Below are 11,922 nucleotides of genomic sequence, written 5' to 3' on the forward strand. Positions count from 1 at the left end.
GTAGGCGACATCGACCAATGCGCAACCTTTGAAAAGGGATAGGGCATGACGGTGTCATGCCCTTGTGGCGTCAAACGTGGGGATCACCCGGTGCCTTGCTGGGGGTCGCGTATTGCGGCTTCAAGTGGCCTTCCTGATCGAGCAGCCAGGCGTCCATGATCTGGCGCACCACCGGCCCCGCCACTCGGCCACCGGCCTCGCCGTTTTCGATCATCACCGAAATCACGATCCGCGGGTGCTCCGCCGGGGCAAAGCCGACGAACAAGGCGTTGTCGCGGTTGCGCTCCAGGGTCTTGAGACGGTTGTAACGCTCGCCCTGCTTGATCGCCACTACCTGCGCAGTACCAGACTTGCCAGCAATCCGGTACTGCGCACCGGCTGCAGCCGCCCGGGCGATACCGCGTGGATCGTGCATTACCAATTGCATGCCGTGGTTGACCTGCTCCCAGTCGCGCGGGTCTTTGAGCACCACGTTGGGCATCGGGTTTTCATCCACCGGCGGCACGCCATTGATGGTCTTGGCCAGGTGCGGTCGGTTCCACACGCCCTTGTTGGCGATCAGCGCAGTGGCCTGGGCCAGCTGCAACGGGGTGACCTGCATGTAACCCTGGCCGATGCCGAGGATCACGGTTTCACCCGGGAACCACGGCTGGCGCCGGGTAGCGCGCTTCCAGGCTTGGGACGGCATCAGGCCGGCTGACTCTTCGAACATGTCGAGGGAGACTTTCTGGCCAAGGCCGAACTCGGCCAGGTAGTCGTGCAGGCGGTCGATACCCAGCTTGTGGGCCAGGTCGTAGAAGTAGGTGTCGTTGGAGCGCATGATCGCTGCGTCCATGTCCACCCAACCATCGCCGCTGTGGTTCCAGTTGCGGTATTTGTGGTCGAAATCCGGGAGTTGGTAATAGCCCGGGTCGAACACCCGGGTCTGGGCGGTAACCACGCCGCTGTCGAGGCCAGCGATGGCGACTTCCGGCTTGATCGTCGAACCCGGCGCGTAGAGCCCGCGCAGCACGCGGTTGAACAGCGGACGGTCGAGGGAGTCGTGCAGCGCGGCGTATTCCTTGAAGCTGATGCCGGTGACAAACAGGTTCGGGTCGAAACTTGGCTTGCTGACCATCGCCAGCACTTCGCCGGTTGCCGGGTCGAGAGCAACCACCGAACCACGGCGGTCGCCGAGGGCTTCTTCGGCGGCTTCCTGGAGTTTGACGTCCAGGCTCAGCACGATGTTTTTGCCGGGGATCGGGTCGGTGTGCTTGAGCACCCGCAGGACGCGGCCCTGGGCGTTGGTTTCAACTTCTTCATAGCCGACGTGGCCATGCAACTCGGACTCGTAGAAACGCTCGATCCCGGTTTTACCAATGGACTGGGTGCCCCGGTACTCCACTGAGTCGAGGGCTTTGGATTCTTTTTCGTTGATCCGGCCTACGTAGCCAATGGAGTGGGCAAAGTGCGCACCCAGCGGATAATGGCGGACGAATTGCGGCTCGACATCCACGCCCGGCAGGCGGAATTCGTTGACGGCCAGCACGGCTATCTGCTCTTCGGTCAGCTCGTAGAACAGGGTGACGGGCACGAAGGGATGACGGGCTTGCTTGAGCGCCTTATCAAATACGCCGCGATCCTCGGCGGGCAGATGCAGGAGGCTGACGATAGCGTCCAGCTCTCCTTTGAGATCGGTGGTGCGCTCGCGGGTGATGGTCAGGTTGTAGCTGGGACGGTTGTCGGCAAGTACTACGCCGTTGCGGTCATAGATCAGGCCGCGGGTCGGTGTGATCGGCAGGACGTGGACGCGATTGTTTTCGGAAATGGTGGAGTGGTAGTCGTACTGCACCACCTGCAGGAAGTACATCCGACCTACCAGGGCGCAGGTAATGCCGATTACCAGCAGCGCGCAGGCCAGCAGCCGCTTGTTGACCAGGCGGTTTTCTTTTTCGTGATCCTTGATCGGTATTGGTTCAGGCATTTCTACAGCATCTCGTTGAATAAGGTCGACGCCGCTTCCTGCGGAGGAAAAATCAGTCCTTGTGAAAATGTGCTGCACCATACCAAAAATGCAGAAACACTTTGCATCGATTTCCCTGAACGGTGTGCTAATGGAGCCTGTTCATGCACTTTGGTTTGAGCCGTTGACCTTATTCATGCGTTTTTATGCTGACGATCAGCTCAGGATCGACTTGGGCTCCAGGAAGGCTTCGAGGCCGAATGTGCCGTACTCGCGGCCGATACCCGATTGCTTGAAGCCACCAAACGGCGCTAGAGGTTCATGGGCCAGGGTATTGATCAGCACTCGGCCAGCGTCTATACGGCTGGCCAGCCTGCGGGCGCGTTCGGGATTTGAAGACAGGATGTATGCCTGGAGGCCGTAGGGTGTGTCGTTGGCGATGGTCAGGGCCTCTTCCTCGGTTGCGTAGGTAATGATCGAGAGCACTGGGCCGAAAATCTCCTCGCGGGCGATGGCCATTTGGTTGGTCACCCGGCTGAATACGGTTGGTTTTACGAACCACCCGGCTTTGATGCCCTCAGGCAAACCGCGACCTCCTGCCAATAGGTGGGCGCCCTCCTCGATCCCGATCTGAATGTAGCGCTGTACGCGCTCCCACTGTTTTTGGCTGACCATGGGGCCGACCGCAGTGGCTGGGTCACGAGGGTCGCCGGCTTGCACGTTGCCCACCTCGTCGATCATCAGCGCTTCGATTTCTTCCAAACGACTTTCGGGTACCAGGATTCGAGTGCCGGCGATACAGGCCTGGCCGCTGTTCATGAAACCGGCCTGAAGGGCCATGGGCACGGCCGTCTTGAGGTCCGCATCATCGAGAATCAGCACCGGTGATTTGCCGCCCAGCTCTAGGGTCACGCGCTTCAGGGTCTCGGCGCCGGTCCGCAGGATTGTTTTGCCGACAGCGGTTGAACCCGTGAAGGACACTTTTGCGATGTCGGGATGGGCGCTCAACACGGCGCCTACGGTTTCGCCACGGCCAGTGACGATGTTGAATACACCGGGAGGCAAGCCTGCGTCATGCAGGGCGCGGGTGACTAGCGAGGTCTGGATTGCGCTCATTTCACTGGGTTTGATCACGGCGGTACAGCCGGCGGCCAACGCCGCAGCGAGCTTGCCGCAGATAAAACCGGCGTTGCTGTTCCAAGGTGTGATCAAGCCGGCCACACCCAGCGGCTGCATGACCACCTCGGCGATGCCAATGCGTCGGGAGAAGTTGTAGCTCTCCAGTACTGAAGCGGCATCTTGCAGGACGCTGGCTGCATGCTTGGCCATCCACCGCGCACGGGATATTGGGGCGCCGTACTCCTCGATAATCGCGTCGGTAAGTGCGTCCTCAATGGATTCAACTGCGGCGTGAAGGCGTTTGAGATAGTCGATGCGCACATCTTTAGAGCTGTGGGAGAACGCGATAAAAGCTCGCTTGGCGGCAGCGATGGCATCCAGGGCGTCTTGTTCATTTGCCAATCGAACCTGGCCGATACGCTGACCTGTTGCAGGGTTGAACAGGTCAAAAAGCTCTTCGCCATGGGGCGTCACAAAGTCGCCGTTGATGTAAATCTGGTTGATGTATTGCATAGGTCCTCCGGGACGCTGAGCTAGTGCGTCCTACGGTAAGTCACTATGATTAAGCTGATAAGCCGTACAAATCGGCATGAGTTGATGAGTGACTCAGGACAATGAATACATCCGGGCTGAATGAGTTGGAAGCGGTGCTGGCAGTGGCTCGGCATCGCAGTTTTCGTGCAGCGGCGACCGAGTTGAATGTGTCGACATCGGCGTTGAGCCACTCTATCGCGGGGCTTGAAGCGCGGATGGGGGTGAGGCTGTTCAATCGCACCACGCGCAGCGTGTCGTTATCTGAAGTGGGCGCGGAGTTTGTCGAAACCATTACCCCTGCACTGTTGAGCATTCGCACGGCCTTGGAACAGGCAGGAAATCGCAGCGCGGAACCCAGCGGTACCTTGCGCCTGAATACCTCGGCGGGGGCGGCAAAGCAGGTGATGCCGTTGCTGCTGGAGTACCTGCGACGTTATCCACGGATGAAATTGGATATCGTCACTGAGGGGCGGCTGGTGGATATCGTCGCGCAGGGGTTTGATGCGGGGATTCGGCTCGGTGATACGGTTCCTCAAGACATGATCGCAATCGATATCAGTCCGGCCCAGCGTTTTGCGGTATTGGGCAGCCCGGACTATTTTGCTCTCAACCCAGTTCCCGTCAGTCCCATGGATCTGCGGGCCCATCAGTGTATTCGCAGCCGGATGCCCAGCGGGGCGATCTATCATTGGGAGTTTGAGCGACATGGCGAAGCGCTTGCTGTAGAGGTGCAAGGGGTTTTGACCCTGGATAATCCGACTCTGATGCTTGAGGCTGCCAGGGCGGGACTAGGCTTGACCTATCTTACGGAATGGAATGCCGCTGCCGATTTAGCGAACGGGACGTTAGTGCGCGTACTAGAGGAATGGACGCCGTCTTTTGACTGCTTGCGCCTCTATTACCCAGGTAGGCGCCATGTGCCGGCCGGGTTAAGGGCACTGATTGAGTTGATCAGGGAGCAAGGCTTTTAACCAGGCTGGATCTTTTTTACGGCCAACAGCTCTCTCCCCGTTTTCCGACCGCCCAAAACAAAACCCCTGACTGCATAAGCAATCAGGGGTTCTGGAATTTAATCTTGACGATGACCTACTCTCACATGGGGAAACCCCACACTACCATCGGCGATGCATCGTTTCACTGCTGAGTTCGGGATGGGATCAGGTGGTTCCAATGCTCTATGGTCGTCAAGAAATTCGGGTACTGAGTCGTGGCCAGCTGGCCTCGCTTCAGCAAATTGGGTATGTGATAGCTAGGTGTTTGTAAGATCTCGAACTTTCGGTTCGTTTCGTCTTCACACACCGCAATCTGGTCTCTTCGACGCAAATTGCTTGGGTGTTATATGGTCAAGCCTCACGGGCAATTAGTATTGGTTAGCTCAACGCCTCACAGCGCTTACACACCCAACCTATCAACGTCGTAGTCTTCGACGGCCCTTCAGGGAACTCAAGGTTCCAGTGAGATCTCATCTTGAGGCTAGTTTCCCGCTTAGATGCTTTCAGCGGTTATCTATTCCGAACATAGCTACCCGGCAATGCCACTGGCGTGACAACCGGAACACCAGAGGTTCGTCCACTCCGGTCCTCTCGTACTAGGAGCAGCCCCTCTCAAATCTCAAACGTCCACGGCAGATAGGGACCGAACTGTCTCACGACGTTCTAAACCCAGCTCGCGTACCACTTTAAATGGCGAACAGCCATACCCTTGGGACCGGCTTCAGCCCCAGGATGTGATGAGCCGACATCGAGGTGCCAAACACCGCCGTCGATATGAACTCTTGGGCGGTATCAGCCTGTTATCCCCGGAGTACCTTTTATCCGTTGAGCGATGGCCCTTCCATACAGAACCACCGGATCACTAAGACCTACTTTCGTACCTGCTCGACGTGTCTGTCTCGCAGTCAAGCGCGCTTTTGCCTTTATACTCTACGACCGATTTCCGACCGGTCTGAGCGCACCTTCGTACTCCTCCGTTACTCTTTAGGAGGAGACCGCCCCAGTCAAACTACCCACCATACACTGTCCTCGATCCGGATAACGGACCTGAGTTAGAACCTCAAAGTTGCCAGGGTGGTATTTCAAGGTTGGCTCCACGCGAACTGGCGTCCACGCTTCAAAGCCTCCCACCTATCCTACACAAGCAAATTCAAAGTCCAGTGCAAAGCTATAGTAAAGGTTCACGGGGTCTTTCCGTCTAGCCGCGGATACACTGCATCTTCACAGCGATTTCAATTTCACTGAGTCTCGGGTGGAGACAGCGCCGCCATCGTTACGCCATTCGTGCAGGTCGGAACTTACCCGACAAGGAATTTCGCTACCTTAGGACCGTTATAGTTACGGCCGCCGTTTACCGGGGCTTCGATCAAGAGCTTCGCGTTAGCTAACCCCATCAATTAACCTTCCGGCACCGGGCAGGCGTCACACCCTATACGTCCACTTTCGTGTTTGCAGAGTGCTGTGTTTTTAATAAACAGTCGCAGCGGCCTGGTATCTTCGACCGGCATGAGCTTACGGAGCAAGTCCTTCACCCTCACCGGCGCACCTTCTCCCGAAGTTACGGTGCCATTTTGCCTAGTTCCTTCACCCGAGTTCTCTCAAGCGCCTTGGTATTCTCTACCCAACCACCTGTGTCGGTTTGGGGTACGGTTCCTGGTTACCTGAAGCTTAGAAGCTTTTCTTGGAAGCATGGCATCAACCACTTCGTCATCTAAAAGATAACTCGTCATCAGCTCTCGGCCTTAGAATCCCGGATTTACCTAAGATTCCAGCCTACCACCTTAAACTTGGACAACCAACGCCAAGCTGGCCTAGCCTTCTCCGTCCCTCCATCGCAATAACCAGAAGTACAGGAATATTAACCTGTTTTCCATCGACTACGCTTTTCAGCCTCGCCTTAGGGACCGACTAACCCTGCGTCGATTAACGTTGCGCAGGAAACCTTGGTCTTTCGGCGTGGGTGTTTTTCACACCCATTATCGTTACTCATGTCAGCATTCGCACTTCTGATACCTCCAGCAAGCTTCTCAACTCACCTTCACAGGCTTACAGAACGCTCCTCTACCGCATCATCCGAAGATGATACCCGTAGCTTCGGTGTATGGTTTGAGCCCCGTTACATCTTCCGCGCAGGCCGACTCGACTAGTGAGCTATTACGCTTTCTTTAAAGGGTGGCTGCTTCTAAGCCAACCTCCTAGCTGTCTAAGCCTTCCCACATCGTTTCCCACTTAACCATAACTTTGGGACCTTAGCTGACGGTCTGGGTTGTTTCCCTTTTCACGACGGACGTTAGCACCCGCCGTGTGTCTCCCATGCTCGGCACTTGTAGGTATTCGGAGTTTGCATCGGTTTGGTAAGTCGGGATGACCCCCTAGCCGAAACAGTGCTCTACCCCCTACAGTGATACATGAGGCGCTACCTAAATAGCTTTCGAGGAGAACCAGCTATCTCCGAGCTTGATTAGCCTTTCACTCCGATCCACAGGTCATCCGCTAACTTTTCAACGGTAGTCGGTTCGGTCCTCCAGTTAGTGTTACCCAACCTTCAACCTGCCCATGGATAGATCGCCCGGTTTCGGGTCTATTCCCAGCGACTAGACGCCCTATTAAGACTCGCTTTCGCTACGCCTCCCCTATTCGGTTAAGCTCGCCACTGAAAATAAGTCGCTGACCCATTATACAAAAGGTACGCAGTCACAGAACAAAGTCTGCTCCCACTGCTTGTACGCATACGGTTTCAGGATCTATTTCACTCCCCTCTCCGGGGTTCTTTTCGCCTTTCCCTCACGGTACTAGTTCACTATCGGTCAGTCAGTAGTATTTAGCCTTGGAGGATGGTCCCCCCATATTCAGACAAAGTTTCTCGTGCTCCGTCCTACTCGATTTCATGACTAAGAGATTTTCGCGTACAGGGCTATCACCCACTATGGCCGCACTTTCCAGAGCGTTCCGCTAATCTCAAAGCCACTTAAGGGCTAGTCCCCGTTCGCTCGCCACTACTAAGGGAATCTCGGTTGATTTCTTTTCCTCAGGGTACTTAGATGTTTCAGTTCCCCTGGTTCGCTCCATACACCTATGTATTCAGTGTAAGGTAACCATCTTATGATGGCTGGGTTCCCCCATTCAGACATCTCCGGATCAAAGTCTGTTTGCCGACTCCCCGAAGCTTTTCGCAGGCTACCACGTCTTTCATCGCCTCTGACTGCCAAGGCATCCACCGTATGCGCTTCTTCACTTGACCATATAACCCCAAGCAATCTGGTTATACTGTGAAGACGACATTCGCCGAAAATTCGCAATTACTTACAAATTTTACCTTAGCCTGATCCGTTACCAGTGAAAGTAACGTTCAGTCTATCTTTCTATCACATACCCAAATTTTTAAAGAACGATCTAATCAAAGACTAGAAATCAATATTCATTGGCGAATATTCATTTCTAAACTCTAACAGTAGAAACAGTTAATGGTGGAGCCAAACGGGATCGAACCGTTGACCTCCTGCGTGCAAGGCAGGCGCTCTCCCAGCTGAGCTATGGCCCCATAACAAAATTGGTGGGTCTGGGCAGATTCGAACTGCCGACCTCACCCTTATCAGGGGTGCGCTCTAACCAACTGAGCTACAGACCCAATTTCGAGCGCGTAACTGATTAGCTAAGAGCTATCAGCTTGGAGCTTAAAGCTGCTTCTATCGTCTTCTTCAATGAATCAAGCAATTCGTGTGGGAACTTATGGAGCAGCTGATGTCGTCGATTAAGGAGGTGATCCAGCCGCAGGTTCCCCTACGGCTACCTTGTTACGACTTCACCCCAGTCATGAATCACACCGTGGTAACCGTCCCCCCGAAGGTTAGACTAGCTACTTCTGGTGCAACCCACTCCCATGGTGTGACGGGCGGTGTGTACAAGGCCCGGGAACGTATTCACCGCGACATTCTGATTCGCGATTACTAGCGATTCCGACTTCACGCAGTCGAGTTGCAGACTGCGATCCGGACTACGATCGGTTTTCTGGGATTAGCTCCACCTCGCGGCTTGGCAACCCTCTGTACCGACCATTGTAGCACGTGTGTAGCCCAGGCCGTAAGGGCCATGATGACTTGACGTCATCCCCACCTTCCTCCGGTTTGTCACCGGCAGTCTCCTTAGAGTGCCCACCATAACGTGCTGGTAACTAAGGACAAGGGTTGCGCTCGTTACGGGACTTAACCCAACATCTCACGACACGAGCTGACGACAGCCATGCAGCACCTGTCTCAATGTTCCCGAAGGCACCAATCTATCTCTAGAAAGTTCATTGGATGTCAAGGCCTGGTAAGGTTCTTCGCGTTGCTTCGAATTAAACCACATGCTCCACCGCTTGTGCGGGCCCCCGTCAATTCATTTGAGTTTTAACCTTGCGGCCGTACTCCCCAGGCGGTCAACTTAATGCGTTAGCTGCGCCACTAAGAGCTCAAGGCTCCCAACGGCTAGTTGACATCGTTTACGGCGTGGACTACCAGGGTATCTAATCCTGTTTGCTCCCCACGCTTTCGCACCTCAGTGTCAGTATCAGTCCAGGTGGTCGCCTTCGCCACTGGTGTTCCTTCCTATATCTACGCATTTCACCGCTACACAGGAAATTCCACCACCCTCTACCATACTCTAGCTCGTCAGTTTTGAATGCAGTTCCCAGGTTGAGCCCGGGGATTTCACATCCAACTTAACGAACCACCTACGCGCGCTTTACGCCCAGTAATTCCGATTAACGCTTGCACCCTCTGTATTACCGCGGCTGCTGGCACAGAGTTAGCCGGTGCTTATTCTGTCGGTAACGTCAAAACAGCAAAGTATTAATTTACTGCCCTTCCTCCCAACTTAAAGTGCTTTACAATCCGAAGACCTTCTTCACACACGCGGCATGGCTGGATCAGGCTTTCGCCCATTGTCCAATATTCCCCACTGCTGCCTCCCGTAGGAGTCTGGACCGTGTCTCAGTTCCAGTGTGACTGATCATCCTCTCAGACCAGTTACGGATCGTCGCCTTGGTGAGCCATTACCCCACCAACTAGCTAATCCGACCTAGGCTCATCTGATAGCGCAAGGCCCGAAGGTCCCCTGCTTTCTCCCGTAGGACGTATGCGGTATTAGCGTCCGTTTCCGGACGTTATCCCCCACTACCAGGCAGATTCCTAGGCATTACTCACCCGTCCGCCGCTCTCAAGAGAAGCAAGCTTCTCTCTACCGCTCGACTTGCATGTGTTAGGCCTGCCGCCAGCGTTCAATCTGAGCCATGATCAAACTCTTCAGTTCAAACATCTTTGGGTTTTTAAGAAACCCTAAACTTGGCTCAGCAATCGTTGGTTACATCTTTGATTTCTCGCGGAGTAACTTGTGATGCTGATAATCTTGTTGACTATCAGTCTGACTCCACAAGCACCCACACGAATTGCTTGATTCAGTTGTTAAAGAGCGGTTGGTTAAGATCTTTCGTCTCAACCGAGGCGCGCATTCTACAGCAGCCTCATTTGCTGTCAAGTGATTATTTTCAGAAGTTTTCAAAGTTTCCTTTGTAACTTCAACCACTTGCGCTTCCGATCTCTCGTTAGCGGGAGGCGAATTCTACAGCGTTACACGCTGCTGTCAACACCTCTTTTTCTCCGCTTTCGACCGAGAAGATCGAAACGTTAATAGGGCCAAACAACACTGCCTTACTAACTCCTTCTGGGCCTCGATGATCTGAAGCAACTCGCTGCCGAAACCTACATAACTCTTTGTTTACCAAGGAGTTTTCAGTTTCGACTGCGCCGGAAGTGGGGCGAATTATAGACTTCCAGAATCTGCCGTCAACCCTTAATTCAGCTTTTCTATCAATCCATCCCGACAATCACGGAATTCGTCTATATAGGAAGGAACCCTTAACTAACTGAGCAATATATTGCTCAACGCTCAACAGTTAAGCATCATAGCCACTCGGTTTCTTTCAATACGACCTCGGACGAATACCCTCAATGACCACTTCCCCGCGTAGCCTGGCTTCGACACTGTTTCCGGTCGGCCTGCTACTCATTGCCATGGCCTCTATTCAATCAGGCGCCTCACTCGCCAAAAGCATGTTCCCCATCGTGGGCGCCCAGGGCACCACCACCCTGCGCCTGATTTTCGCCAGTGTGATCATGCTGCTCCTTTTACGCCCATGGCGCGCCAAGCTGACAGCCAAGTCGTTGCAGACGGTGATCGTCTACGGGATGGCGCTGGGGGGAATGAACTTCCTCTTCTATATGTCGCTGCGCACCGTTCCGCTGGGAATTGCAGTAGCCCTCGAATTCACCGGCCCACTAGCAGTCGCCATCTACGCTTCGCGACGCGCCGTAGACTTTCTCTGGATAGCCTTGGCGATTGTCGGACTTCTGCTATTGATCCCAGTGGGCGAAGCCAGCAGCGGCATTGACCTCACAGGCGCCGCCTATGCACTCGGCGCAGGTGCGTGCTGGGCACTCTACATTCTGTTTGGCCAAAAGGCCGGCGCCGACAATGGCGTTCAGACTGCGGCCCTCGGCGTAATGATTGCAGCGTTGTTTGTTGCACCGATAGGTATCGTCCACGCGGGCGCCGCACTCCTCACACCCACGCTGATCCCGATCGCCATTGGTGTCGCGGTTTTATCCACCGCCCTGCCCTACACCCTGGAGATGGTCGCCCTGACTCGCCTGCCAGCCCGCACGTTCGGAACCCTGATGAGTATCGAACCCGCGTTCGGAGCCCTGTCCGGGCTGTTTTTCCTTCAAGAGCACTTGTCCCTGGCGCAATGGCTGGCCATCACCTGCATTATCCTGGCCTCGGTGGGTGCAACCCTGACCATGCGTAACGAATCAAAACCACTCGTTCCAGCCGATTGATTCAGGATTTGACGTAGCTATGGCATTTGCCGCTCAATTAGGCCATGTTTAGGTCGTAACCCAGTGTCATTCATGGAGATTTTCGATAAGGACATCATGAACGCTACACTCGAGAGCGAGCAAAGCCAGCTTCGTGCACTTAAGCGAGGCGGCTATTAAGGATAGTAATGAAGCGAATTTTGATGCTGTTCATGATTGTGGCAATCGCAGGTTGTGCCGCGACCACCAAGACCGAAGTAAAACGGGGAAAGAAGGGCCTGCATATCAACTGCTCAGGCCTGTCCTCTTCCTGGGACCAGTGCTACGCCAGTGCAGCTAATTCGTGTGGCGCCAAAGGCTATAAAGTCATCGCCAAGTCGGGGGACAACGCCGAAGACCCAGGCGACTACCCGTTCGGTCTTAACCCCGCCGGCTACACAAGCCGAAGCATGATTGTCATCTGCAAGTAACTGTCGATGAC

Annotated in this window: 5 protein-coding genes, 2 tRNA genes and 3 rRNA genes; 3 read left to right on the plus strand and 7 right to left on the minus strand. The window is 54.7% G+C overall.

Features of this window, described 5'->3' with window-relative positions; genetic code table 11:
* Nucleotides 1-70: 70 nt before the first annotated feature.
* Complete coding sequence (mrdA, locus tag V6607_RS22200; RefSeq protein ID WP_134327049.1) at nucleotides 71-1,963, minus strand: penicillin-binding protein 2; 1,893 nt, start codon at nucleotides 1,961-1,963, stop codon at nucleotides 71-73.
* Nucleotides 1,964-2,158: 195 nt separating this feature from the next.
* On the minus strand, nucleotides 2,159-3,574 hold the full coding sequence (locus V6607_RS22205; protein WP_134327050.1) for an aldehyde dehydrogenase family protein: 1,416 nt from the start codon (nucleotides 3,572-3,574) through the stop codon (nucleotides 2,159-2,161).
* A gap of 101 nt (nucleotides 3,575-3,675) precedes the next feature.
* Between V6607_RS22205 and V6607_RS22210 the strand changes: the two genes are divergently transcribed.
* Nucleotides 3,676-4,566 (plus strand): LysR family transcriptional regulator, encoded by an 891-nt coding sequence (locus V6607_RS22210; RefSeq protein ID WP_134327051.1) that lies wholly within the window; start codon nucleotides 3,676-3,678, stop codon nucleotides 4,564-4,566.
* Nucleotides 4,567-4,668: 102 nt separating this feature from the next.
* Here V6607_RS22210 and rrf read toward each other — a convergent pair.
* From rrf to V6607_RS22235, 5 genes are all read right to left on the minus strand, one after another.
* Nucleotides 4,669-4,784, minus strand: a 5S ribosomal RNA gene (rrf, locus tag V6607_RS22215).
* Between the two features lie 150 nt (nucleotides 4,785-4,934).
* A 23S ribosomal RNA gene (locus V6607_RS22220) occupies nucleotides 4,935-7,828 on the minus strand.
* Between the two features lie 224 nt (nucleotides 7,829-8,052).
* Nucleotides 8,053-8,128 (minus strand) — tRNA-Ala (locus V6607_RS22225).
* Between the two features lie 10 nt (nucleotides 8,129-8,138).
* A tRNA-Ile gene (locus V6607_RS22230) sits at nucleotides 8,139-8,215 on the minus strand.
* Nucleotides 8,216-8,339: 124 nt separating this feature from the next.
* A 16S ribosomal RNA gene (locus V6607_RS22235) occupies nucleotides 8,340-9,876 on the minus strand.
* Together the 16S, 23S and 5S rRNA genes with 2 tRNA genes alongside form the textbook arrangement of a ribosomal RNA operon.
* A gap of 698 nt (nucleotides 9,877-10,574) precedes the next feature.
* On the opposite strand from V6607_RS22235, the gene rhtA reads away from it, so the two are divergent.
* Both rhtA and V6607_RS22245 read left to right on the plus strand, forming a co-directional pair.
* On the plus strand, nucleotides 10,575-11,462 hold the full coding sequence (gene rhtA / locus V6607_RS22240) for a threonine/homoserine exporter RhtA (protein ID WP_134327052.1): 888 nt from the start codon (nucleotides 10,575-10,577) through the stop codon (nucleotides 11,460-11,462).
* Nucleotides 11,463-11,629: 167 nt separating this feature from the next.
* Nucleotides 11,630-11,911, plus strand: coding sequence for a hypothetical protein (locus tag V6607_RS22245; protein WP_003210144.1), 282 nt, complete (start codon nucleotides 11,630-11,632; stop codon nucleotides 11,909-11,911).
* The last annotated feature ends 11 nt before the right edge of the window (nucleotides 11,912-11,922 follow it).

Source organism: Pseudomonas sp. KK18, from assembly GCF_037094675.1.
Classification (GTDB): Bacteria; Pseudomonadota; Gammaproteobacteria; order Pseudomonadales; family Pseudomonadaceae; genus Aquipseudomonas.